Annotated in this window: 20 protein-coding genes; 7 read left to right on the plus strand and 13 right to left on the minus strand. The window is 71.6% G+C overall.

Translation table 11 applies throughout. The features are described from left to right. From HJD23_RS11345 to HJD23_RS11360, 5 genes are all read right to left on the minus strand, one after another. A complete protein-coding gene (locus tag HJD23_RS11345) occupies window positions 1–2,979 on the minus strand; it encodes a SpoIIE family protein phosphatase (RefSeq protein WP_171116551.1) in 2,979 nt (992 codons plus the stop codon). Between the two features lie 160 nt (window positions 2,980–3,139). Further along, on the minus strand, window positions 3,140–4,228 hold the full coding sequence (locus HJD23_RS11350) for a branched-chain amino acid aminotransferase (protein WP_171116553.1): 1,089 nt from the start codon (window positions 4,226–4,228) through the stop codon (window positions 3,140–3,142). Between the two features lie 250 nt (window positions 4,229–4,478). Continuing rightward, entirely contained in the window at window positions 4,479–5,522 is a 1,044-nt protein-coding gene (locus HJD23_RS11355; protein WP_171116554.1) for a 3-isopropylmalate dehydrogenase, read from the minus strand. 58 nt (window positions 5,523–5,580) lie between these two features. After that, on the minus strand, window positions 5,581–5,712 hold the full coding sequence (locus HJD23_RS44715; RefSeq protein WP_256362880.1) for a hypothetical protein: 132 nt from the start codon (window positions 5,710–5,712) through the stop codon (window positions 5,581–5,583). Between the two features lie 250 nt (window positions 5,713–5,962). Next, complete coding sequence (locus HJD23_RS11360; protein WP_171116555.1) at window positions 5,963–6,505, minus strand: GNAT family N-acetyltransferase; 543 nt, start codon at window positions 6,503–6,505, stop codon at window positions 5,963–5,965. Window positions 6,506–6,566: 61 nt separating this feature from the next. Between HJD23_RS11360 and HJD23_RS11365 the strand changes: the two genes are divergently transcribed. Continuing rightward, window positions 6,567–7,163 carry a GNAT family N-acetyltransferase gene (locus tag HJD23_RS11365; protein ID WP_171116556.1) on the plus strand — a complete coding sequence of 199 codons (597 nt, stop codon included), beginning with the start codon at window positions 6,567–6,569 and terminating at the stop codon, window positions 7,161–7,163. Here the strand turns inward: HJD23_RS11365 and HJD23_RS11370 are convergent. From HJD23_RS11370 to HJD23_RS11380, 3 genes are all read right to left on the minus strand, one after another. Next, window positions 7,062–7,943, minus strand: coding sequence for an alpha/beta hydrolase (locus tag HJD23_RS11370; protein ID WP_171116557.1), 882 nt, complete (start codon window positions 7,941–7,943; stop codon window positions 7,062–7,064). The genes HJD23_RS11365 and HJD23_RS11370 overlap by 102 nt on opposite strands. Before the next feature lie 88 nt (window positions 7,944–8,031). Next, a complete protein-coding gene (gene pruA, locus HJD23_RS11375; protein WP_171116558.1) occupies window positions 8,032–9,663 on the minus strand; it encodes an L-glutamate gamma-semialdehyde dehydrogenase in 1,632 nt (543 codons plus the stop codon). 37 nt (window positions 9,664–9,700) lie between these two features. Then, window positions 9,701–10,627 (minus strand): proline dehydrogenase family protein, encoded by a 927-nt coding sequence (locus HJD23_RS11380; protein WP_171116559.1) that lies wholly within the window; start codon window positions 10,625–10,627, stop codon window positions 9,701–9,703. Window positions 10,628–10,803: 176 nt separating this feature from the next. Here HJD23_RS11380 and HJD23_RS11385 point away from each other — a divergent pair, with 176 nt between their 5' ends. The 5 genes from HJD23_RS11385 (at window position 10,804) to HJD23_RS11405 (ending at window position 16,987) form a co-directional block, all read left to right on the plus strand. Further along, window positions 10,804–11,982, plus strand: coding sequence for a helix-turn-helix domain-containing protein (locus HJD23_RS11385; RefSeq protein WP_171116560.1), 1,179 nt, complete (start codon window positions 10,804–10,806; stop codon window positions 11,980–11,982). Between the two features lie 140 nt (window positions 11,983–12,122). After that, window positions 12,123–13,604: an ABC transporter substrate-binding protein gene (locus HJD23_RS11390; RefSeq protein WP_171116561.1), complete on the plus strand. Its 1,482-nt coding sequence runs from the start codon at window positions 12,123–12,125 to the stop codon at window positions 13,602–13,604. Continuing rightward, window positions 13,601–15,346 (plus strand): ABC transporter permease subunit, encoded by a 1,746-nt coding sequence (locus HJD23_RS11395; protein ID WP_171116563.1) that lies wholly within the window; start codon window positions 13,601–13,603, stop codon window positions 15,344–15,346. The genes HJD23_RS11390 and HJD23_RS11395 overlap by 4 nt, the downstream gene beginning before the upstream one ends. Next, complete coding sequence (locus tag HJD23_RS11400; RefSeq protein WP_171116565.1) at window positions 15,336–16,289, plus strand: ABC transporter ATP-binding protein; 954 nt, start codon at window positions 15,336–15,338, stop codon at window positions 16,287–16,289. The genes HJD23_RS11395 and HJD23_RS11400 overlap by 11 nt, the downstream gene beginning before the upstream one ends. Next, a complete protein-coding gene (locus HJD23_RS11405; RefSeq protein WP_232108112.1) occupies window positions 16,286–16,987 on the plus strand; it encodes a dipeptide/oligopeptide/nickel ABC transporter ATP-binding protein in 702 nt (233 codons plus the stop codon). The genes HJD23_RS11400 and HJD23_RS11405 overlap by 4 nt, the downstream gene beginning before the upstream one ends. On the opposite strand, the gene HJD23_RS11410 is transcribed toward HJD23_RS11405, so the two are convergent. Next, window positions 16,974–17,558: a TetR/AcrR family transcriptional regulator gene (locus tag HJD23_RS11410; RefSeq protein WP_171116567.1), complete on the minus strand. Its 585-nt coding sequence runs from the start codon at window positions 17,556–17,558 to the stop codon at window positions 16,974–16,976. The genes HJD23_RS11405 and HJD23_RS11410 overlap by 14 nt on opposite strands. An 85-nt stretch (window positions 17,559–17,643) precedes the next feature. Here HJD23_RS11410 and HJD23_RS11415 point away from each other — a divergent pair, with 85 nt between their 5' ends. Continuing rightward, window positions 17,644–19,179: an MFS transporter gene (locus HJD23_RS11415; RefSeq protein ID WP_171116569.1), complete on the plus strand. Its 1,536-nt coding sequence runs from the start codon at window positions 17,644–17,646 to the stop codon at window positions 19,177–19,179. Between the two features lie 79 nt (window positions 19,180–19,258). Here the strand turns inward: HJD23_RS11415 and serA are convergent, their stop codons facing one another. The 4 genes from serA to HJD23_RS11435 form a co-directional block, all read right to left on the minus strand. Beyond that, window positions 19,259–20,848 carry a phosphoglycerate dehydrogenase gene (gene serA, locus HJD23_RS11420; protein ID WP_171116570.1) on the minus strand — a complete coding sequence of 530 codons (1,590 nt, stop codon included), beginning with the start codon at window positions 20,846–20,848 and terminating at the stop codon, window positions 19,259–19,261. A gap of 388 nt (window positions 20,849–21,236) precedes the next feature. Continuing rightward, entirely contained in the window at window positions 21,237–22,235 is a 999-nt protein-coding gene (gene ilvC, locus HJD23_RS11425) for a ketol-acid reductoisomerase (RefSeq protein WP_171112802.1), read from the minus strand. Window positions 22,236–22,355: 120 nt separating this feature from the next. Next, a complete protein-coding gene (gene ilvN, locus HJD23_RS11430; protein ID WP_141311524.1) occupies window positions 22,356–22,880 on the minus strand; it encodes an acetolactate synthase small subunit in 525 nt (174 codons plus the stop codon). A gap of 22 nt (window positions 22,881–22,902) precedes the next feature. Then, complete coding sequence (locus HJD23_RS11435; protein WP_171112801.1) at window positions 22,903–24,750, minus strand: acetolactate synthase large subunit; 1,848 nt, start codon at window positions 24,748–24,750, stop codon at window positions 22,903–22,905. Between the last annotated feature and the right edge of the window lie 177 nt (window positions 24,751–24,927).

Raw genomic sequence — 24,927 nt, forward strand, 5'->3', positions numbered from 1 at the left:
TCAAAGGACGGGTGACGTCAGGGACTGCTCCGTCCAGATGATCTTGCCGTTCGTGGTGTAGCGGGTGCCCCAGCGCTCGGTCAGCTGGGCGACGAGGAAGAGCCCGCGTCCGCCCTCGTCCTCGGTGCGGGCGCGGCGCAGCCGGGGCGAGGTGCTGCTGCCGTCGAAGACCTCGCAGATCAGCGCGCGGTCGCGGAGCAGCCGCAGCTGGACCGGACCGGTGGCGTGGCGGATGGCGTTGGTGACCAGTTCGCTGGCGACGAGTTCCGTGGTGAAGGCCAGGTCGTCCAGGCCCCAGGCGGACAGCTGGTCGGTGACCGCGGCGCGGGAACGGGAGACGACCGCCGGGTCGCTGGGCAGCTCCCACTGTGCGACCTGCTCGGGCCCCAGGGCGTGGGTGCGGGCGACGAGCAGGGCCACGTCATCGCTGGGCCGGGCCGGCAGCAGGGCGTCCAGGACCGCCTCGCAGGTGTCCTCGGGCGTCCGGTCGGACCGGGCCAGGACGGCGCCGAGCTTCTGCAGGCCCGAGTCCACGTCCCGGTACCGGTCCTCGATCAGGCCATCGGTGTACAGCACGAGCTGGCTGCCCTCGGCCAGTTCCAGTTCGACGGTTTCGAAGGGCAGCCCGCCGAGCCCGAGTGGCGGCGCCGAGGGCAGGTCGACGAACTCGACCGTGCCGTCGGGGCCGACCACCGCGGGCAGGGGGTGCCCGGCGCGGGTCAGGGTGCAGCGCCGGGACACCGGGTCGTAGACCGCGTACAGGCAGGTGGCTCCGACGATGCCGGAGTCCGGCTGGGTGCTCTCCACCGCCCAGCCCTCGCCCCGGTCGAGCCGGCCGACCAGGTCGTCGAGGTGGGTCAGGAGGTCGTCGGGCGGCAGGTCCAGCGAACAGAAGTTGTGGACGGCGGTGCGCAGCCGGCCCATGGTGGCGGCGGCGTGCAGCCCGTGTCCGACCACGTCGCCGACGACCAGCGCGACCCGGGCGCCGGACAGCGGGATCACGTCGAACCAGTCGCCGCCCACGCCGGCCTGAGCGGGCAGATAGCGGTAGGCGACGTCGACGGCGCTCTGCTCGGGCCGGCCGCGCGGCAGCAGGCTGCGCTGCAGGGCGAGGGCGGTGTTGTGCTCGCGCGTGTACCGGCGGGCGTTGTCGATGCAGATGGCCGCGCGGCCGGCCAGCTCCTGCGCCAGGGACAGGTCGTCCTCCTCGAAGGGGGCGGGCTTCTCGGAGCGGTAGAAGCTGACGACGCCGAGGGTCGCGCCCCGCGCCCGGAGCGGCACCGTGATCAGGGAGTGGATGCCGACCGCGAGCGTCCGTTCGAGCCGTGGCGGGTCCTGGGCGCGCCAGCCGTAGGCCTCGCCGAGGACGGGTTCGAGCACGGACTGCCGGCTCTCCAGACTGCGGACCTGCGGTGTGGACGGCACGTACCGGACCGTGTCGCCGACGCGGTAGAGGTGGGACTCCTCGTGTACGGCGCCCAGGGAGACCCTGCGCAGCGGGGTGTCCGCGCCGAGGGGGCCGGGCTCGTCACCGTGCAGCACGGAGTCGGGAAGGTCGACGGCGGTGAAGTCGGCGAAGCGGGGGACGGTCACCTCCGCCAGCTCGTCGGCCGTGCGGGTGACGTCGAGCGTGGTGCCGATCCGGACGCTCGCGTCGTGCAGCAGCTCCAGGCGCTTGCGGGCCAGGACGGCCAGGCGGCCGACGCCGGGCTCGCCGACCAGCACGAGTCGGCCGGCGTCGCCGTCGTCCAGGTCGGTCAGGTCGGTCACGGCCAGGCCCGGTTCCGAGGCGACCTCGGTGGCGGGATACGGCGCGGGCGGCGGGGCCACGCTCGGCGTGGCGGTCGGCGTCGGCAGGGCCGCGAGGAGTGCCTCGGCCACGGACCTCGGCCGGGCCGGAGCACCCGTGGGCGCCGCCTCGGCCACCGGCCTCGGCTGGGCCAGAACGCCCAGGGGCGCCGGCTCGGCCACCGCCCTCGGCCGGGTCGGCGGGCCCGTCGACACGCCGGTCGCGGCCTCGGCCGCCGTGGCCGGTCCGGTCATGCGCAGTCGCGGGCCGCCGAGAATACGGGCCTCGACGACCACGCCCGTCACGCCCGCCGCCCCCATGACCGGGCGGCGCAGCAGAGTGGCTGTCCGGCCGTCGGAGAGCGCCACTTCGTCGAGGGTGTGCTGCGGCGAGGCGATGAGTTCCTCCGCCTTCTCCCGCATGACCGCGAGGTCGAGCCGCCCGAGGCCCCCGACGTCGGGAGCCCCCCAGGGGGGCGCCGCCCGGACCGCGGGCTGCTGCGGCCATCGGCCGGTGTCGCGGCCCGCTCGCCGGTACGCGGTGAGCAGGGCCCGTTCCCGCTGCGTGGCCTGCTCCAGCAACCGCGCCTCGATGCTGCGGGCCGCCTCGCGCACCAGCCGCAGCATGGTCGGGTCGTTGTCGTCGCGCAGGCAGGTGAGGTCGAGGACCGCCTCGATGTGCCCGCTGAGGGGGTCGCGCACCGGCGCGCCCGCGCAGGCGAAGGGCTGCAGGCAGTCGGCGAAGTGTTCACGGCCGATCACGAGGACGGGACCGCGCTCGGCCAGGGCCGTGCCGACGCCATTGGTGCCCACGATCCGTTCGGAGGCGTCGAAGCCCGGGGCGAACCGCACCTCGTCGAGGTGGTCGCGCAGCTGCCGGTCACCGCCCAGGCGCTGGACCATACGGCCCTGCGCGTCACAGAGCGCGATCGCCATGCCCACATCGGCGAGCGCGGCGGCCAGATCCTTCAGGACCGGTTCGGCAGCGCGCAGGAAGCGGTCCTCCAGCGCCAGGTCCGGGGCGTAGGGAACCACCAGCTGGTGCGGTTCGAGCCCCGCGGACCTGCAGCGCTTCCAGGAGTTCAGCACCGTGTCGCGGACCGCGGAGTCGACGAGCGTACCGGCCAGAAACCGTTCGTGGGCATCGACGAGCCCGCCGATGTCGTCCCAGGCGACGGACAACGGGATCACTTCCTCACCCGAAGGTCGCTCGGGGCGCGCGCCGCCGTTCGGCACGCCACCCCGGCGGGACCTTCGGGCCCATTCACCCTATGCCCGCTGTGATCCGAATCACAACAAGGGTGCCGAACCGTGCCTGGTGAGGCGTGGTTCGGCACCGTTCGCGGAGGGCTCAGCCCAGCCGGTGCATCCAGCCGTGCTTGTCCTCGGCCGTGCCCCGCTGGATGTCGAGAAGGGCCTGGCGCAGACGGAGGGTGACCTCGCCGGGCTCGCCGTCGCCCTGCTTCCACTCCGCGTCGGCGCGCTTGACCGTGCCGACCGGCGTGATCACGGCGGCCGTACCGCAGGCGAAGACCTCGGTGAGGCTGCCGTTCTCCGAGTCGCGCTGCCACTGGTCGACGGAGACGCGGCCCTCCTCGGCCTCGTAGCCGAGGTCGCGGGCGACGGCGAGGAGGCTGTCGCGGGTGACGCCCTCCAGGATGGAGCCGGTGAGGGTCGGCGTGACGATCTTGTCGCCGTACACGAAGTACAGGTTCATGCCGCCGAGTTCCTCGACCCACTTGTGCTCGACCGCGTCGAGGTAGCAGACCTGGTCGCAGCCCTCCTTGGCCGCCTCCGCCTGGGCGAGCAGGGAGGCGGCGTAGTTGCCGCCGGTCTTGGCGTCGCCCATGCCGCCGGGGACGGCGCGGACGCGGTCCTCGGAGACCCAGATGGAGACCGGCTTGACGCCGCCCGGGAAGTAGGCGCCGGCCGGGGAGGCGATGACGAGGAAGAGGTACTCGCCCGCGGGCTTCACGCCCAGCCCGACCTCGGTGGCGATCATGAAGGGGCGCAGGTAGAGGGACTCCTCGCCGCCGTGCGCGGGGACCCATGCCTGGTCCTGCCGCACCAGCGCGTCACAGGCCTCGATGAACGTCTCGACCGGCAGCTCGGGCATCGCCAGCCGACGGGCGGAGCGCTGGAAGCGCAGGGCGTTCTGGTCCGGGCGGAAGGTGGCGACCGAACCGTCCGGCTGCCGGTAGGCCTTGAGGCCCTCGAAGATCTCCTGCGCGTAGTGCAGGACCATGGTGGCCGGGTCGAGGGAGATCGGCGCGTACGGGACGAGCTGTCCGTCGTGCCAGCCGCGGCCCTCGGTCCACTTGATGGTGACCATGTGGTCGGTGAAGTGGCGGCCGAAGCCGGGGCTGGCGAGGATCGCCTCCCGCTCCGCGTCGGAGAGCGGATTGGCGGAAGGCTTGAGCTCGATCGTGGGCGTCGTCATGAGTGGTTGTCCTTCACCGGTTGTAGTGACGGGCCGCCGCTCACGCCCGTACTGCTACTGGCCAGTGCTAGGACGTCCGAGCATTCCCTCAGTCCGCGGCTCCGCGTTCGATTATCGCGCGCGAGTTGCCGTGGACGAAAAACGGCGTGAAATGCGACCCAGAGGTTGATGGTCGCACCCGACGGGGACAGAGAAAAGCCGCCGGGCACGGATTGCGACCCGGCGGCCTTGTGAAGTGCGGCGCGGCGGGTCAGCCGGCTACTCGTACGGCGAGCGCGTCGCCGATCTCGGAGGTGCTGCGGGCCGGCTTGCCGACTCGCTCGGCGAGGTCGGCAGCGACGGCCTCCTCGATCCGGGTCGCCTCGGCCTCGTGGCCGAGGTGGCGCAGCAGCAGGGCGACGGACAGGACCGTGGCGGTGGGGTCGGCCTTGCCCTGGCCGGCGATGTCGGGCGCCGAGCCGTGCACGGGCTCGAACATCGAGGGGAACTCCCCGGACGGGTTGATGTTCCCGCTCGCGGCGACGCCGATGCCGCCGGCGACGGCCGCGGCGAGGTCGGTGATGATGTCGCCGAAGAGGTTGTCGGTGACGATGACGTCGAACCGCTCGGGCTGGGTGACCAGGTAGATGGTCGCCGCGTCGACGTGCATGTACTCGGTGGTGACCTCGGGGTACTCCGCGGCCACCTTGTGGAAGATGTTCGTCCACAGGTGGCCCGCGAAGGTCAGCACGTTGTTCTTGTGGATCAGCGCGAGCTTCTTGCGCGGGCGGGCCTGGGCGCGCGCGAACGCGTCCCGGACGACGCGCTCGACACCGTAGGCCGTGTTGACGGACACCTCGGTGGCGACCTCGTGCGGGGTGCCGGTGCGGATGGTGCCGCCGTTGCCGGTGTACGGGCCCTCGGTGCCCTCGCGGACCACGACGAAGTCGATGGACGGCTCACCCTTCAAAGGCGTGTCCACACCCGGGAGCAGCTTCGACGGACGCAGGTTGACGTGGTGGTCGAAGGCGAAGCGGAGCTTGAGCAGGAAGCCGCGCTCCAGGACGCCGGAGGGGACGCTCGGGTCGCCGATCGCGCCCAGCAGGATGGCGTCGTGCTTCTTGAGGGCGTCGAGGTCGGCGTCGGTGAGGGTCTCACCGGTGGCGTGGTAGCGCCGGGCGCCGAAGTCGTACTCCTCGGTCTCCAGCTTCACATCCTGCGGGAGGGCGGCGGAGAGGACCTTCAGGCCTTCGGTCACGACCTCCTGGCCGATGCCGTCACCGGGGATCACTGCGAGATTGAGGCTGCGAGACATGCGGGCACCCTACTCCTCGTCCCATGGGATGACACGCACTGTCCGCGATACGGACGGCTCAGTGGCCGGTCTCGCCGCCGTTGTCGCGGCGGTCCAGGGCGCGTTGGAGGGCGGCGGCGGCGTTCTTGCGGTCGGACTCGCTCGTACGGGAGAGGTGACGGACTCGGCGGCGGACGGTCGTCTCGGCCATGGGAAATCGACTCCTTCGAACAGCGTGGAGTACGGCAGGGGGGTTTCGAGACGCCGGGTGGGGCGGGGAGCGGTGCCGCAGGGGTTGCCTGCACGGGGCCCGACTCACGACCGCCATTCGCTGGATCGAGCGAGACGTTCGGCTCCTACAAAGCTAAGCGAGGACGGAGCGTCTGTCTCCACAATTACTCGGACTTCCTACTATCTGAGACGGTGGAGTGCGTCACACGGCCGTGACCTGCGTGTTTCCGCTAGAGCACATCACCGTCGCGCCAGTCGAAGACCAGTTCACCGTCGGGACCGGCCACCCCGGCGGGGGCGGGCCACACGTACGTGGATCCCTCCTCCTCGGGCAGCCGGATCACCCCGTCCGGGCCCAGCGCGCAGACGCGTCCGCCCCACGCCTGCCAGCCCCGGGCCTCGTACAGGCGGGCGCCGTCGTCGCTGGCGGACAGGGCGCCGAAGGCGTACGCCCGGGTGATGATCCCCTCCAGGGCGTCCATGACCCGGCCGCCGAGTCCGGTGCGCCGCACATCGCGCCGTACGGCGACCCCCTCGACGTACCCGACGCGCACCCACCGCCGCCCGTACCGCACGCGGCGCATGACGACCGCCCCGTGTGCGGCGAGCCCGCGCTCGTCGTGCACCAGGGCGTGCATGCCGCCCAGCGTGTGGTCCCAGTCGGCGTCACCGAAATCGCCGTCGAAGGCGTCGTGCAGAAAGCCCCGGACGGTGAGCAGTTCGTCGGGGGCGAGGTCGGCGGTGTGGGCAGTGCGGGCGGTCCGGGTGGTCATGGGGCAAGTATCGCGGGCCAATTCGGTGGCTCCCCTTCCGTACTCCCGTTACGTTGGCCCGATGCCCCGACTCCGCACCGACCGCCTGCTGCTCCGCGAGTGGCGGGAGTCCGACCTCGTGCCCTGGGCCGCGCTCAACGCGGACCCGGAGGTCCGCCGGTACCTGCCCGGCCTGCCCACCCGCGAGCAGTGCGACGCGGCCGTGGCCCGCTTTCAGGCCGCTCTGGAGCAGCGGGGCTGGGGGTTCTGGGCGGTCGAGGTGCGCGGCACGGGCGAGTTCATCGGGTTCACCGGCCTGGATCCGGTGGAGGAGGGGCAGCCGTTCACCGGCGTGGAGGCCGGCTGGCGGCTGGCGCGTGCCGCCTGGGGCCACGGCTATGCCACGGAGGCGGCCCGGGCCGCGCTGGAGTTCGGCTTCGCGGAGCTGGGTCTGCCGGAGATCCTCGCCGTCACGGCGACCGGCAACGACCGTTCGCGGGCCGTGATGCGCCGTCTGGGCATGACTCACGACCCGGCCGACGACTTCGACGACCCGGCCCTCCCCGAGGGCAGTCCGCTACGCCCAAGCGTCCTGTACCGCCTGCCGAAAGCCCTGTGGGTCCTCGAACCAGGGCAGGTGGCCGGCGTCCGGGAGGGTCACGCGACGGACGTGGGGTAGCGCCCGCTCCAGGGAGTCCACGGCGGAGCGGGGGCGGATGTCCTGGGCGCCGTCGAGAATGAGGGTCGGGACGGCGAGGGCCCGGCAGGCCCGGTGGACGTCGGCGGCGCGCTTGGCCTCGGCGTTCAGGGACGTGTTGCACTCGGCGTTGACGCCGAACCACGGGTCGGCCATGCGACGGGCGTACGCCATGCCGCGTTCGGGATCCGCGAACTCGGCGGACCACTGCAGGACCGCCCGCTCACGGTCCTCCTCCTCGGTCAGATGCGCGCGGCCCTTCAACTCACGCCAGCGCGCGAGGTGTTCGGGGTTCCGTCCGAGGCGGGTGCAGAGGTTCCGCTCGTAGGCGGGGTGCCAGTCGGTGTCCGGTCCGATGCCCGTACCGGCGACGTGGACCAGCGCGTTCACGCGGCCGGGGTGGGCGAGGGCGTAGGCGAGCGCCAGTCGTGCGCCCCAGGAGTGGCCCAGCAGGGTCATGCGCCGCAGGCCGAAGTGGCGGCGTACGGCGTCCAGGTCCGCCACGAAGCGCTCCGTCGTCCAGGGACCCGCACACCGCTCGGAGCGGCCGCAGCCCCGCTGGTCCCAGCGGATCACGGTAGTCACGTCGCCGAGCATCGCGGCGACGTCCTCGAACATGTCCCACAGGCCCGGTCCGCCGTGGCACAGCAGCAGCGGCTCGGCGCCCCGGCCCGACCGGGACGCCCACAGCCGTACCCCGTCGTCGGCCGTCACGGTCACGGACTCGGTCGCGCTCTCACTCCCACGTCCCGCCCAGATCATGAGGGCAGTCTGCCCGGGCCGGACGCACACGGGCCAGGGCACCTTCCCGAGGGGAGGTGCCCTGGCCCGATGAGCGGGTGACGGAGCGTCAGCCCATGTGCGGGTAGGTGTAGTCGGTCGGCGGGACCAGCGTCTCCTTGATCGCGCGGGTCAGGGTCCAGCGCATCAGGTTCTGCGGGGCGCCCGCCTTGTCGTTGGTGCCGGACGCGCGGCCGCCGCCGAAGGGCTGCTGGCCGACGACGGCGCCGGTCGACTTGTCGTTGATGTAGAAGTTGCCGGCCGCGTAGCGCAGCTTGTCGGCGGTGTACGCCGCCGCCGCGCGGTCGCCCGCGATGACCGAGCCGGTCAGCGCGTAGTCCGACACCGACTCCATCTGCGTCAGCATCTCGTCGTACGCGTCGTCCTCGTAGACGTGCACGGCGAGGATCGGGCCGAAGTACTCGGTGGTGAAGACCTCGTTCTCCGCGTCGGTGCACTCGATGACCGTCGGGCGGACGAAGTAGCCGACCGAGTCGTCGTACGAGCCGCCCGCGACGATCGTGCAGCTCGGGTCGGACTTCGCGCGGTCGATCGCGGCCTTGTTCTTGGCGAAGGCGCGCTCGTCGATCACGGCGCCGACGAAGTTCGACAGGTCGGTGACGTCACCCATGGTGAGGTAGTCGACCTCGGCGGCGAACTCCTCCTTGAAGCCGGAGTTCCAGATGGACGCCGGGATGTAGGCCCGGGAGGTGGCGGAGCACTTCTGGCCCTGGTACTCGAAGGCACCGCGGGTCAGCGCGGTCTTCAGCACCGCGCGGTCGGCCGACGGGTGGGCGACCAGGAAGTCCTTGCCGCCGGTCTCGCCGACGATGCGCGGGTAGGCGCGGTACTTGTCGATGTTGGCGCCGACCGTCTTCCACAGGTACTTGAAGGTCTTGGTCGAGCCGGTGAAGTGGATGCCGGCGAGATCGCGGTGCTCCAGGGCGACCTTGGAGACCTCGATGCCGTCGCCGGTGACGAGGTTGATGACACCCTTGGGCAGACCGGCCTCCTCCAGCAGCCGCATCAGCAGCACGGCGGCGTGGGTCTGCGTCGGGCTCGGCTTCCAGACGACCACGTTGCCCATGAGCGCGGGCGCGGTGGGCAGGTTGCCCGCGATGGCCGTGAAGTTGAACGGCGTGATCGCGTAGACGAAGCCCTCCAGCGGGCGGTGGTCGAGGCGGTTCCAGACGCCCGGGGAGTTGGCCGGGGGCTGCTCGGCCAGGATCTGGCGGGCGTAGGCGACGTTGAACCGCCAGAAGTCGATCAGCTCGCAGGGCGTGTCGATCTCGGCCTGCTGGGCCGTCTTGGACTGGCCGAGCATGGTGGAGGCGGCCAGGGTCTCGCGCCACGGGCCGGCCAGCAGCTCGGCGGCGCGCAGGATGATCGCCGCGCGGTCGTCGAAGGACATCGCGCGCCAGGCCGGCGCGGCGGCGAGGGCGGCGTCGATGGCGTCCTGCGCGTCCTGCTGGGTGGCGTTGCGATACGTGCCGAGCACGGCCTTGTGGTTGTGCGGCTGCACGACCTGGAACTCCTCGCCGCCGCCCATCCGCCTCTCACCGCCGATGGTGCAGGGCAGGTCGATGGGGTTCTCGGCCAGCTCCTTGAGCTTGACCTCCAGCCGGGCGCGCTCGGGCGAGCCGGGGGCGTAGCCGTGCACCGGCTCGTTGACGGGGGTGGGGACCTGGGTCACAGCGTCCATGTTTTCCGTAACTCCTTAGTGAGCGGGTGTTTCGGGTTCAGCCCTTGGTGACCATGGAACGGAGGAAGAACCGCAGGTTGGCGGGCTTCTCCGCGAGCCGCCTCATGAAGTAGCCGTACCAGTCGGTGCCGTACGCGGTGTAGACGCGCATACGGTGACCTTCGGCGGCGAGCCGCAGGTGCTCCTCGCTCCGGATGCCGTACAGCATCTGGAACTCGTACTCGTTCAGCTTGCGCCCGGCACGCCGGGCGAGCTCCTGGGCGATGGAGATCAGACGCGGGTCGTGGGACCCGATCATCGGGTACCCCTCGCCCTCCATCAGGGTGCGCAGGATCCGGACGTACGCCTTGTCGATCTCGTGCTTCTGCTGGTAGGCGACCTCGGCGGGCTCCTTGTACGCCCCCTTCACCAACCGTACGCGGCTGCCGTTCGCGGCGAGGCGGCGGGCGTCGGCCTCGGTGCGGAAGAGGTAGGCCTGGATGACGCAGCCGGTCTGCGGGAAGTCCTTCCGCAGTTCCTCGTGGATGGCGAACATCGAGTCGAGGGTGGTGTGGTCCTCCGCGTCCAGCGTGACCGTCGTCCCGATGTCGGCGGCGGCCTCGACGACCGGACGGACATTGGCGAGCGCCAGCTCGTGGCCGCCCTCCAGCGCCTGCCCGAACATCGACAGCTTCACCGACATCTCGACCCGCTCGCCCAGCTGAAGCGGCTTGAGCCGGTCGATGAGCTCCAGATAGGCGTCCCGGGCGGCGGCGGCCTGCTCACGGGTGGTGATGTCCTCGCCGACGACGTCCATCGTCAGCTCCAGGCCCCGGTCGGTGAGGTCCTCGATGATCGGGACGATGTCGTCCACCCGCTCGCCCGGGATGAAGCGGTCGACGACCTGTTTCGTCCCCGGGGCCGCCGTCATCAGGCGTCGCATCCGGTCGCTGCGCGACGCGGCGAGAATCACGGGACCCAGCACGGGGCACCTCCAGAACACAACCAACATAAGGCCGATACCCGACGATTCGGGGACGGCACGGAGAACCACCGTGAAACCTAGGGATCGCTCCGATCGTCGGCCATCGACAGCTGTCACGCATCCGTGCCGCAGATCTCAGACAGATGTATGAAGGCCCTCGGTGAGGCTCTCGGGAAATGGGAGAGAATGCCCGGGTGACGGCCGATTACCAGGGCGACTACCAGGAGCTGGTCGACGAGATCTCCGAGCTCCTGGGCGCCCCCGCGACCCTGGAGAACCGCGACTTCGAGCTGATCGCCTTCGGCGCCTACGACAGCGAGGGCGACCTCGATCCGTCGGCCCTGGACCCGGTCCGCACCCGCTCGATCCTGACCCGCCGCTCCACGGCGGCCGTCCGCGCCTGGTTCGAGAGCTTCGGCATCACCCGGGCGACCGGCCCGGTGCGGATCCCGCGCACCCCGGAGGCGGGGGTGCACCGGGGCCGTATCTGCCTTCCGGTACGGCACCGGGGGGTCGTCCTCGGTTACGTCTGGCTGCTCGACGGCGAGCCCGGGCCCACGGACGCCCAGCTGGCCGCCGCCATGGAGGTGACCGGCCGGATCGGCGCGCTGCTCGCCGACGAGGCGCAGGCGGGCGCCGACCTCACCCGGGAGTTCCGGGCGGTGCTGACGGCGGAGCGCGGCTGGCAGCGCGACATGGCGGTGGCCGCCCTGCGCACGGCCCTCGGGCCGCGCGGTGAGGGCCCGCACGTGGTGGTGTGCGTGGCGCCGTGGCCGTCCGCCGCCCCGGAGGACGCCCCGTCGGCCCGGGCGGTGCCGCACACGACGGCCCTGTGCACGATCCCGTGGGGTACGACCGGCCAGAGCCTGGCGGTGCTGGTCCGGCTGCGCTCCACGGACGTACGCACTCCGGCGCTGGCGGCGGCGGCCCGGCTGCTGAAGGAGGGCGCCCGGGCCGGCGTGGGCGATCCGCTGACCGGCCTCGCCGGCCTCGGCACGGCCTGGCAGGAGGCGACGGCCGCGGCCCGCGCGGCGCTGGCCGAATCCCGTCTCGGGCCGGTGGCCGAGTGGTCCCGCATCGGCCCGTACCGCCTGCTGACCGCACTCCCCCCGGAGACGGCCCACGACCCCGCCGTCGCCCCGCTGCTCTCCCCCACCCACCACGAGCTCGCCCGCACGGCCGAGGTCTATCTGGACTGCGCGGGCCAGGCCGCCCGGACCGCCGCCGAACTGGGCATCCACCGGCAGACGCTGTACTACCGGCTGTCCCGGGTGGAACAGCTGACGGGCCTCGACCTGGACGACGGGGAGGACCGGCTGCTGCTGCACATGGCACTGAAGGGGGCGCGACTGTAAGCGTCGCGGCGGCCCCATATGCCGCGCCCCCTCATGCCGCGCCCCCACCTGGTCCACGAGCGCGCGAATGAAAACGATTGTCATCATGCTAAGGTCGTCGAAAGCTCAACCATTAACCTTGCCCTTACCCGGAGTGTCCCGTGCGCCTCCCCGCCCGCCTTGTGTCCCTCACCGCGGCCTCCGCCCTGCTCACCGGCTGCTTCGCCACCACCGGCACCGACGGTGACACCGCCGAGGGCAAGCGCATCCGCGTCGCCCATATGCAGCCGCCCCGCTCGGGCCTGTCCCCGCTCTCCGACGACGCGTTCAAGCTGTCCCGCTGGTCGACCGCCGAGACGCTGGTGAAGCTGGACGCGGACGGGAACGCCGTACCCGCGCTGGCCACCGAGTGGGAGCAGTCCGGGCGGAGCTGGACGTTCACCCTCCGCGACGGCGTCACCTTCCACGACGGCACCGAGCTCACCGCCCAGGCCGTCGTCAACTCCCTCACCAAGGCCGCCTCCGCCTCCCCCAAGCCCCGCATCCTCGACGGCGTCGAGCTGACCGCGAAGGCCGCCGGGGACGACCGGGTCACCGTCACCACCGCCGCCGAGGACCCCCTCGTACCGCAGCGGCTCAGCTCCCCCCAGCTGTCGATCCTCGCCGCCAAGGCCTACCAGGGGAAGACGGTGAACCCCATCGGCGCCGGCACCGGCCCCTTCGAGCTGACCAAGGTCAACGGCACCACCTCCGCCACCCTCGACCGCTACGACGCCTACTGGGGCGGCAAGGCCAAGGCCGCCGGCATCGACGTGAAGTTCGTGCCGGACGGCACCGCCCGCGCCGCCGCCCTGCGCAGCGGCGAGGCCGACATCGTCGAGGCGATACCGGTGTCGCAGGCCGCGCTGCTGGACGAGGAGCTGATCACCGAGGTCCCGATGCCGCGCACCAACACCCTGTACCTCAACACCGACAAGGGCGTCTTCAAGGACGCCTCGCTGCGCGCCGCCGTCCGCGAGGCGATCGACGCAGAGTCGATCGTCAACGGTGTGTACGAGTCCCGCGCCGACGTCGCCGAGGGCCTACTCGGCCCGGCACTGCCGTGGGCGGCCGGCCTGCGCTCGGACGTGCGGCGGGCCAAGGCCAAGAAGGCGGACGGCCAGTCCGTCACCATCGGCACCTTCACCGACCGCGCCGAGCTGCCCGAGGTCGCGGCGGCGCTGCAACAGCAGCTCCAGAAGGCCGGGTTCAAGGTCAAGCTGGACGTGCGCGAGTACGCCAACATCGAATCCGACGCGCTGGCGGGCGAGTTCGACGCGTTCATCCTCTCCCGCGCGACCGTCCTGGACTCCGGCGACCCGGCCGCGTACCTCTACAGCGACTTCGCCTCCGACGGCTCCTTCAACATCGCCCAGCTCGCCGACCCGACGGTCGACAAGGCCCTGAAGAAGGCAGGCGAGACCGAGGTCGGTGACGCGCGCCGCAAGGCGATCATCGAGGCCGAGGCCGCCGTGCTCGGCACCGACGCCGCGATCCCGATGCTGCACGAGCGCGTGATCCAGGGCGACGCCGCCGGGGTCGTCGACGCCGCCCACGACCCGCGTGAGCGGGAGCTGGTCACGGTCGACACGTACGTCAAGTGAAGCCCACCGCCGCGGGGTTCACCCGCGCCCTGTGTCTCGTCGCGGTCGTCGCCGCCGTCGGCCTGCTGCCCTGGCTCTCCGGCCGCGACCCCGCGCTGACCGTCCTGCGCGCCCGCTCCGCCGAGCAGGAACCGACCAGGGAGGCCCTGGACGCCGTACGCCGGGACCTCGGTCTGGACGCCGGTCCGCTCGCCCTGCTGGGGCAGTGGGCCGGTGGCCTGCTGCGCGGGGACCTCGGCACCTCGTGGGTGTCGGGCACGGACGTCCTGCCGTCCGTCGTCGCCGGGCTCCAGGTGTCGCTGGGGCTGATGGGCGTGGCGCTGGGGGTGGCGGTGCTGCTGGCCGCCGCGCTGGTGGCGCCGGTGCTGGTACGGGGGCGGGGGTCGGGCGGCGGATTCGCCGCGATGCTGGCCGCCGTGCCCGAGTTCCTGCTGGCCACCGTCGCGTTGCTGGTGTGCGGGGTGTGGCTGGGGTGGCTGCCGACGTCCGGCTGGCAGGGGCCGCAGAACATGGTCCTGCCCGCGCTCGCGCTCGGCGTCCCGGCGGGCGGTCTGCTCGGCCGGCTGGTCGCGGACGCGCTGCCCGCCGTGCTCGACGAGCGGTGGGTGGAGCTGTGGCGGGGTGCGGGAGTCGGCCGCACGCTGATCTCGGCGGCCGCCCTCAAGCGCGTACTGCCGCCGTTGGTGCCGCAGTTCGGGATGGCGGCCGTCGGGCTGACCGGGGGCGCGGTCGCGGTGGAGACCGTCTTCGCGGTGCCGGGCATCGGCCGTACGGCGCTGGGCGCGGCCAAGTCGCAGGATCTGCCGCTGCTCCAGGGCTCGGTCCTGGCGCTGCTGCTGCTCGGCCTGGCCACGGGGGCGGTCGCCGCTCTCGTGCGGCGCAGGCTGCTGGGCCCGGCCCTGCGTGACGCCGGGCTCGCCCTGCCTCCGGCCCGACCGGTCCGTACACACCCGGCGGTGCCGTTGACCCTGTTCACAGTCCTCGCCGTGACCATCGGCTGGGGCCTGCTGCGCGACCCGTACGCCGTGAACACCGCGGCCCGCCTCGCCGCGCCCTCCCTGACCCACCCCCTGGGCACCGACGGCCTGGGCCGCGACGTCCTCGCCCGGCTCGGGCACGGCGCCGCCTCGACCGTCGGCACGGCGGCCGCCGTATGCCTGCTGTCCCTGCTGGTGGGGCTCGCCCTCGGCTTCCTCCCCGGCATCGCGGCCGGCGCCGCCGACATCGCCAACGCCCTGCCCCCGGTCATCGTCGGCATCCTGGTCGCCGCGGCCGCCGGACCCGGCACCGGCGGCGCGGCCGTCGCCGTCGCGCTGATCTCCTGGCCACCACTGGCCGCCCACGCGGCGGCGCTGGTGCAGGAGGTGCGGGCGTCGGCGTTCCTCACCGCCCAGCGGGCGATCGGGGCGACGCCGTGGTGGATCCTCTCCCGGCACGTCCTGCCGTCCGTCGCCGCACCCGTCGCCCGGCACGCCCTGCTGCGCCTGCCCGGCATCGCCCTCGCGCTGGCCTCCCTCGGCTTCCTGGGCCTCGGCGCCCAGCCGCCCGCCCCGGAATGGGGCCTGCTCCTCGACGAGTCCCGCGCCTACGTGGAACGCGCCCCGTGGGCCGCCCTCGCCCCGGCCGTGGCCCTGGCGCTGCTGGCGGCGCTGGCGGTGACGGGTGCCACATACACCCGACGGGTCCGCAAGCTCACGCCCGCGGTGAAGCCCGTGGTGAAGGAGACCCCCGTTGCCGTCTGACGCACTGCTCTCGGTACGCGATCTGCGGATCGCCTTCCACGGCGTCGAGGCCGTCCGCGGCCTCTCCTTCGACGTCCGCCCGCGCGAAGTCCTCGCCCTCGTCGGCGAGTCCGGCGCGGGCAAGTCCCTCACCGCCCGGGCGCTGCTCGGCATGCTGCCGCGGGACGCCACGACGAGCGGCACGATCCGGCCGGACCTCTCGGCGGACCGCGGCCGCCGGATCACCCTCGTCCCGCAGGACGCGCTCTCCGCCCTCTCCCCCGTGCACCCCGTCGGCGACCAACTCGCCGCCGCCGTACGATCCGTGCGCCGGGTGTCCCGCAAGGGGGCCCGCGCCCTCGCCGTGGCCGCGCTCGACCGGGTCGGCATCCCGGACGCCGCCCGCAAGGCACGCGCGTACCCCCACGAGTACTCCGGCGGCATGCGGCAGCGCGCCGTCATCGCCATGGCGACGATCAACGAACCCGACGTCGTCGTGGCCGACGAACCCACCACCGCACTCGACGCCGAGCGCCAGGAGCAGGTCCTGCGGCTGCTCGGCGAGCAGCGTGAGGCGGTCGGCGCCGCGCTCGTGCTGGTCACGCACGACATGGAGGCGGTACGGGCGCACGCGGACCGGGTCCTGGTGATGTACGCCGGCCGCCAGAGCGAACTCGGCCCGGCGGCGGACGTCCTGACCCGCCCCCGCGCCCCCTACACGGCGGGCCTGCTGGCCTCGCTCCCCCAGTACGCCCGCGGCCGCCGCCTGCCCACCCTCCCCGGCACCCCTCCGGCCCCCGGCGCCCTCCCCCCGGGCTGCGCCTTCGCCCCGCGCTGCCCACTCGCCACCGACCGCTGCCGCACCGAGGAGCCCCAGCCGCGCCCGTTGGACAGCCGTACCGTCTCCTGCCACCGCGCGGAGGACGTCACGATCGAGCTGTTCCAGGAGGTGCAACCCGCATGACTCCCCGCATGACCCCCCGCACGACCCCGCTCCTCGACGTCCGCGAACTGGTCGTCCGCTACGGCGACTTCACCGCTGTGGACCGGGTCTCCTTCTCGGTCGGCGCGGGCGAGACCCTCGCCCTGAACGGCCCGTCCGGCTGCGGCAAGTCCTCCACCGCCCTGGCCGTGCTCCAGCTGCGCCGCCCGGACGCCGGTGAAGTCCTCTTCGAAGGACGGGATTTGACGACCCTCACCGAACGCGAGCTGCGCCCGGTCCGCCCGCGCATGCAGCCCGTCTTCCAGGACCCGTACGGGTCGTTGAGCCCTCGCCACCGCATCCGCGACGCGGTGGCGGAACCGCTGAAGGTGCAGGGCCGCTGGAGCGACACCGACGGCCCCGCCCGCGTGGCCGAACTCCTCGACCGGGTGGGCCTTGACCCGTCGTACGGCGACCGCCACCCGCACGAACTCTCCGGCGGCCAGTGCCAACGCGCCGGAATCGCCCGCGCGTTGGCGTCCGAGCCGCGCCTGCTGGTGCTGGACGAGCCGGTCTCCGCCCTCGACCCCTCGGTGCGTGCGGGCGTGCTGAACCTGCTCGCCGACCTCCAGGACGACCTCGGCCTCGGCTACCTGTTCATCTGCCACGACCGCGCCGTCGTACGGCATTTCGCGGACCGGGCGATCGAAATGCGCGCGGGGCGCGTCACTTCCGGGTAGCGGCCTCGATCACCTGGCGGAGGCCTTCGGTGAGCTGCTCCGCGCTGGGTGCGGTCTTGGGGTCGAAGGTCCACTGGGCGATGAGGCCGGTCATCAGCGTCAGATAGAACTTGCCGAGGGTGTCCACGGTCTCGTCCCGGACATCCTCCTCCCGCCCGCCCATGAGCAGCGGAATGATCCCGCGCCCGGCCTCCAGCTGGGCACGCGACAGATGGTCGCGCACCTCGGGCAGCTGGTCGCCCATGGAGATGACCTCCACGCTGAGGCGCCACATGGAGCCGGGACCCCGCATCGTCCCGATGATGTTCGACCACACCTCCTGGAACCGCTCGATCGAGCCGGGCTCGGCGCTGATCCCGGAGGTCCCCTCGCCCTCGAAGGCGTCGCCCAGCTCCTCGACCAGCGAGACGTAAGCCTGGGCGAGGAGGGCGTCCTTGGAGCCGTAGTGGTAGCCGATGGACGCCAGGTTGGTCCCCGACTCCTTGACGATGTCGCGCGCGGTCGTGCGGGCGAAGCCCTTGGCGAGCAGGCAGCGCTTGGCGCCTTCGAGCAGATCCTCACGGTGTCCCATGGCGCCCATCGTAGCGCGATCGATATACAGCCGTCTTAAACGTTCGTACTAGACAAGCGTTTTATACGTCCGTACAGTCGCCGCCATGACGACGAACGCGACGAACACCCGCGCCGGGCGCCGCGAATGGTCCGCACTCGGCGTGCTGATGCTGCCGCTGCTGCTGGTCTCGATGGATGTCTCGGTCCTCTACTTCGCGATCCCGGCGATCAGCGCGGACCTGGAGCCGAGCGGCACCCAGCAGCTGTGGATCTTCGACATCTACGCCTTCGTGCTGGCCGGCCTGCTGATGACGATGGGCTCGCTCGGCGACCGCATCGGCCACCGCCGCCTCCTGCTGATCGGCGCCGCCGCCTTCGGCACCGCCTCGCTGGTGGCGGCGTACGCGAACAGCGCCGAGACCCTGATCGCGGCGCGCGCGATCCTCGGCATCGGCGGCGCGACCCTGATGCCGTCGACGATGGCCCTGCTCCGCACGATGTTCACCGACCCGGCCCAGCGCGCGAAGGCGATCGGCCTCTGGTCCGGCGTGATGACGGCCGGGATCGCGCTCGGCTCGGTGATGAGCGGGGTGCTGGTCGAGTACTTCTGGTGGGGCTCGGTCTTCCTGGTCAACCTGCCCGCGATGGCGCTGCTGCTCGCCCTCGGCCCGGCACTGCTCCCCGAGTACCGGAACCCTTCGTCCGCCCGCTTCGACTGGCTGAGCGTTCCCCTGTCGATGGCGGCGGTGCTCCCCGTGATCTACGGCCTGAAAGAGATCCCCTCCGAGGGCTGGAACGTCCGCTACGTCGTCTCGATCACCGTGGGCCTGCTGTTCGCGGCGCTCTTCGTCCACCGCCAGCGCACGGCCGCCGCACCGATGATCTCCCCGGCACTGTTTCGCGGACGGGGCTTCGCCCCCTCGGTGGGCCTCAACCTCGTCTGCATGTTCGGGGTGATGGGCTCGGCCTACTTCACCACGCAGTACCTGCAGTCGGTGCTCGGCAAGGGCGCGCTGGAGGCGGCCCTGTGGGCGCTGCTGCCCTCGGTGCCGATCGGGGCGGCGGGGCCGATCGCGGCCCAGCTGGTGCAGAAGGGCGTCAACCGCGCCTATGTCGTCACCGTGGGCTTCGCGATCGCCGCGTCGGGTTTCGGGCTGCTGGCCCTCGCCGGTACGGACTCGATGTGGCTGGTGCTGACCGCGAGCGGGGTCCTCGCCGTCGGGGGCGTCACGGTCATGTCCCAGATCATGGACCTCGCCATGGGCACCGCTCCGGTGGAGCGGGCGGGCGCCGCGTCCTCGTTGATGGAGACCGGTGGGGAGTTCGGTGGCGCGCTGGGTATGGCGGTGCTGGGCTCGATCGGCACGGCGATCTACAGCCACGAGATCCCGGCGTCGGCTCCGGACGTGGCGCGCGAGACGCTGGGCGGAGCGCTGGCGGTCGCCGATCAGCTGCCGGGGCTGGCTGCGGCAGCGCGGGCGGCGTTCACCAGCGGCATGCAGGGGGCGGCGATCGCGGGGGCGGTGCTGCTGGCGGGGGCGGCGGTGCTGGCGGCGGTCACGCTGCGGCGGGTCGAGGTGGGGCAGCGTGCATGCGAAACGCCGGACGAGCCGAGAAAGCTCAGCTCGTCCGGCGTTTGAGGACGAGGCCCGTTCAGGGCCGAAGCGGGGGTCTGGAGGCGGCAGCCCCGAGGGACGGCAGCCCCCAGGGACGGCAACCTCAGACGAGGTTCACCGCACGAGCAGCCGTCGCCCCGATCTCCGAGGCGACCTCGGCGAGCACTGCCGTGGGCACCGCGTCATCGACGGTCAGCACAGCCAACGCCTCGCCGCCCGCCGCCGCGCGAGCGACCTGCATCCCGGCGATGTTGATCCCGGCCTCGCCGATGATCCGGCCCACCGTGCCGACGACGCCCGGCCGGTCCTCGTAGCGCAGGACCACCATGTGGTCGGCCAGCGCGAGGTCCACGTCGTAGTCGCCGACCGCGACGATCTTCTGCAGGTGCTTGGGACCGGCGAGCGTGCCGGACACCGACACCTCCTCGCCGTCGCCCAGCGTGCCGCGCACGGTCACGACGTTGCGGTGGTCCGGCGACTCCGAGCTGGTGGTCAGCCGCACCTCGACGCCACGCTCCTGGGCGAACAGCGGGGCGTTGACGTAGGACACGGTCTCGTCGACGACGTCCTCGAAGACGCCCTTGAGCGCGGACAGCTCCAGCACCTTCACATCGTGCTGGGTGATCTCGCCGTACACCTCGACGTCCAGCCGTACGGCCACCTCACCGGCGAGCGCCGTGAAGATCCGGCCGAGGCGCTCGGCGAGCGGCAGGCCCGGCTTGACGTCCTCGGCGATGACGCCGCCCTGGACGTTCACCGCGTCCGGGACCAGCTCACCGGCGAGGGCGAGACGGACGGACTTGGCGACGGCGATACCGGCCTTCTCCTGGGCCTCGTCGGTGGAGGCACCGAGGTGCGGGGTGGCCACGACCTGGTCGAACTCGAACAGCGGCGAGTCGGTGCAGGGCTCCTTGGCGTACACGTCGAGGCCGGCGCCGGCGACCCGGCCCTCCTTCAGCGCCGAGTACAGCGCCTCCTCGTCGACGATCCCGCCGCGCGCGGCGTTGACGATCCGCACGCTCGGCTTGACCTTGCGCAGCGCCTCCGCGCCGATCAGGCCGAGCGTCTCGGGGGTCTTGGGCAGGTGGACGGTGATGAAGTCGGAGACCTCCAGCAGCTCGTCCAGCGACAGCACCTTGACGCCCATCTGCGCGGCGCGCGCGGGCTGCACGTAGGGGTCGTAGGCGACGACCTTCATGCCGAACGCCGACATGCGCTGGGCGACCAGGGCGCCGATCCGGCCGAGGCCGACGACGCCGAGGGTCTTCTCGGCCAGCTCCACGCCGGTGTACTTGCTGCGCTTCCACTCGCCGTTCTTCAGCGCGGCGTTGGCCTGCGGGATGTTGCGGGCGGTGGCGAGGATCAGGCCGCAGGCCAGCTCGGCGGCGGTCACGATGTTCGAGGTGGGGGCGTTGACGACCATCACGCCGGCCTTGGTGGCGGCGGAGACGTCGACGTTGTCCAGGCCGACGCCGGCTCGTGCGACGACCTTGAGCTGGTTCGCGGCGGCGATCGCCTCGGCGTCGACCTTGGTCGCGGAGCGGATCAGGATCGCGTCGACGTCGGCGATGGCCGGGAGCAGTTCGGCTCGGTCCGCTCCGTTGCAGCGCCGGATCTCGAAGTCCGGGCCCAGCGCGTCCACGGTGGCGGGCGACAGCTCTTCGGCGATGAGTACGACGGGTTTCGAGCTCACGTGAGTCCTCACATGTCCATTGCGGACGGCCGTCCCGACGGCCGCTGGCGGTGGAGGGGAGCGGCACCGGAGAAGGGTGGGTGCGTTCCCGCGTCGTTCGGTGCGTGCTCTCGGTGTGCCGGGGGAAGGTCCTCGTAGCGGAGCTACTAGGGCCTTCACACGGTGCGGCGAGAGTGCGTGCCGGGCGGCGTGGGAACGTGCCTGCACTTCTTCGGTGTCGCTAGGCCGCGGAAGACGCACGACGCTGTGGGCCTGACGCGTATGTAGTACGGCAGTGTAGTGCCGTGGCGGAGGCAGTCCCGCGCCTCTGCGGAAGGATCACTCGTCCGTGGTTGGACGAGGTGGACAACGGGGCCGGAGCGACTGCTCCGGCCCCGTTGCCTGAGGCTTACGCCTCCTCGTTCACCCAGCTCATGAGCTTGCGCAGCTCCTTGCCGGTGGTCTCCAGCAGGTGCTCGGAGTCCTGCTGCTTGTACTCGTTGTACTTCTTCAGACCGCCGTGGTACTCGTCCATCCAGTTCTGCGCGAACGAGCCGTCCTGGATCTCGGCGAGGACCTTCTTCATCTCGGCCTTGGTGGCGTCGGTGATGATCCGCGGGCCGGTGACGTAGTCGCCCCACTCGGCGGTCTCGGAAATCGACCAGCGCATCTTCTCCAGGCCGCCCTCGTACATGAGGTCGACGATCAGCTTCAGCTCGTGCAGGCACTCGAAGTACGCGATCTCCGGCTGGTAACCGGCCTCGGTCAGCGTCTCGAAACCGGCCTTGACCAGGGCGGCCGTACCGCCGCAGAGGACGGCCTGCTCACCGAACAGGTCGGTCTCGGTCTCCTCGGTGAACGTCGTCTTGATGACACCGGCGCGGGTGCCGCCGATGCCCTTGGCGTACGACAGGGCCAGCGCGAAGGCGTTGCCCGTGGCGTCCTGCTCGACGGCGGCGATGCAGGGCACGCCGCGGCCTTCCTCGTACTGACGGCGCACCAGGTGGCCCGGGCCCTTGGGGGCGACCATGCAGACGTCGACGCCGGCCGGGGGCTTGATGAAGCCGAAGCGGATGTTGAAGCCGTGGCCGAAGAACAGCGCGTCGCCGTCCTTCAGGTTCGGGGCGATGTGCTCCTCGTAGACCTGCGCCTGGATGGGGTCCGGGACCAGGATCATGATGACGTCGGCCTCGGCGGCGGCCTCCGCCGGGGTGACCACGCGCAGGCCCTGCTCCTCGGCCTTGGCCTTGGACTTGGAGCCCTCGTGCAGACCGACACGGACGTCGACACCCGAGTCACGCAGCGACAGCGCGTGGGCGTGGCCCTGGCTGCCGTAACCGATGACCGCGACCTTGCGGCCCTGGATGATGGACAGGTCGGCGTCGGCGTCGTAGAACAGCTCGGCCACTTTGGGTCTCTCCTTGGAGTGCAGTTGTTGCGTCCCACCGTATGACGGCGGGGGGAAGGGAAGGTTCGGGGTCTCGCCATCCGGGCGGCCCGTGTCGCGCGGACCGCCCGTTTCACATCGTTACGCCGATCGGTCCAGCGCGCGCAGCGAGCGGTCCGTGATCGAACGTGCACCACGTCCGATCGCGATCGTGCCGGACTGGACCAGTTCCTTGATGCCGAACTGCTCCAGCATCTTCAGCATGGCCTCCAGCTTGTCGCTGGAGCCGGTGGCCTCGATGGTGACGGCCTCCGGGGAGACGTCGACGGTCTTGGCGCGGAACAGCTGGACGATCTCGACGATCTGGGAGCGCGTCTCGTTGTCGGCGCGCACCTTCACCAGGACGAGTTCGCGCTGCACGGCCTGCGACGGCTCCAGCTCGACGATCTTCAGCACGTTGACCAGCTTGTTGAGCTGCTTGGTCACCTGCTCCAGCGGCAGGTCCTCGACGTTCACCACGATGGTGATGCGGGAGATGTCGGGGTGCTCGGTGACGCCGACCGCGAGCGAGTCGATGTTGAAGCCGCGGCGGGAGAACAGGGCGGCGATCCGGGCCAGGATGCCCGGCGTGTTCTCCACCAGGACGGAGAGCGTGTGCTTGGACATGGTCTTTTTACGTCTCTCTCGCTCAGTCGTCTTCGTTGTCGCCGAAGTCGGGGCGGACGTCCCGGGCGGCCATGATCTCGTCGTTGGAGGTGCCGGCGGCGACCATCGGCCACACCATCGCGTCCTCGTGGACGATGAAGTCGATGACGACCGGGCGGTCGTTGATCGAGTTCGCCTCCTCGATGACCTTGTCGAGGTCGGCCGGGTCCTCGCAGCGGATGGCGTAGCAGCCCATGGCCTCCGACAGCTTCACGAAGTCGGGGACGCGGGTGCCCCGGGCCTGCGGGTTGACGTCGTCGGGGCCGGAGTGCAGCACGGTGTTGGAGTACCGCTGGTTGTAGAAGAGCGTCTGCCACTGGCGGACCATCCCGAGGGCGCCGTTGTTGATGACGGCGACCTTGATCGGGATGTTGTTCAGGGCGCAGGTGGTGAGCTCCTGGTTGGTCATCTGGAAGCAACCGTCGCCGTCGATCGCCCAGACGGTACGCTCGGGCACGCCCGCCTTGGCGCCCATCGCGGCGGGGACGGCGTACCCCATCGTCCCGGCGCCGCCGGAGTTCAGCCAGGTGGCGGGCTTGTCGTACTGGATGAAGTGCGCGGCCCACATCTGGTGCTGGCCGACGCCGGCCGCGAAGATCGTGCCTTCGGGGGCGAGCTGGCCGATGCGCTCGATGACCTGCTGCGGGGACAGCGAGCCGTCCTCGGGCTGGTCGTAGCCGAGGGGGTAGGTGTCGCGCCAGCGGTTGAGGTCCTTCCACCAGGCGGCGTAGTCGCCCCGGTGGCCTTCGCTGTGCTCCTTCTGCACGGCCTGGATCAGATCGGCGATGACCTCGCGGGCGTCCCCGACGATCGGCACGTCGGCGGCGCGGTTCTTGCCGATCTCGGCCGGGTCGATGTCAGCGTGCACGATCTTGGCGTACGGGGCGAAGCTATCCAGCTTGCCGGTGACGCGGTCGTCGAAGCGGGCGCCGAGGGCGACGATCAGGTCGGCCTTCTGCAGCGCGGTGACGGCGGCGACGGCGCCGTGCATGCCGGGCATGCCCACGTGCAGCGGGTGGCCGTCGGGGAACGCGCCGAGCGCCATCAGGGTGGTGGTGACGGGCGCTCCGGTGAGCTCGGCGAGGACCTTCAGCTCGCCGGTGGCCTTTGCCTTGATCACACCGCCGCCGACGTAGAGGACCGGTCGCTTGGCGGAGGTGATCAGCTTGGCGGCCTCGCGGATCTGCTTGGCGTGCGGCTTGGTCACCGGGCGGTAGCCGGGCAGGTCCATGGTGGGCGGCCAGGAGAAGGTGGTCTTCGCCTGGAGGGCGTCCTTGGCGATGTCGACCAGGACCGGGCCGGGGCGGCCGGTGGCGGCGATGTGGAACGCCTGCGCGATCACCCGGGGGATGTCCTCGGCCTTGGTGACCAGGAAGTTGTGCTTGGTGATCGGCATGGTGATGCCGACGATGTCCGCCTCCTGGAAGGCGTCCGTGCCGATCGCCTTGGAGGCGACCTGGCCGGTGATCGCGACCAGCGGCACGGAGTCCATGTGCGCGTCGGCGATCGGGGTGACCAGGTTGGTGGCGCCGGGGCCGGAGGTCGCCATGCAGACGCCGACCTTGCCGGTGGCCTGCGCGTAGCCGGTGGCCGCGTGGCCGGCGCCCTGCTCGTGCCGCACCAGGACGTGGCGGACCTTGCCGGAGTCCATCAGCGGGTCGTACGCCGGAAGGATCGCGCCGCCGGGAATGCCGAATACCGTGTCGGCGCCGACCTCCTCGAGAGAGCGGATGAGGGACTGCGCGCCCGTGACGTGCTCGGGGGCGGACTGCTGTCCTCCGGAACGGGGCCGCGGCTGCGGATGATGGGCCCCGGTGGCCTGCTCGGTCATCGGCATTCTCTTCTCGATGCTGAGGGTTTTTGCGAGGTTTGTGCGGTGTACGACTGCTGTACGGCAGGTGCCTGTGCAACAAAAAACCCCTCGTGCCGTAGGGCAAGCGAGGGGAGCGCGCCGGTGTGGTCGCTGGGGTTGCCGGATCGTCCTCCGGTGGGTCCCAGCTCAGCCGAC

This window comes from Streptomyces sp. Z423-1 (assembly GCF_013009255.1).
Taxonomy (GTDB): Bacteria; Actinomycetota; Actinomycetes; order Streptomycetales; family Streptomycetaceae; genus Streptomyces; species Streptomyces gossypiisoli.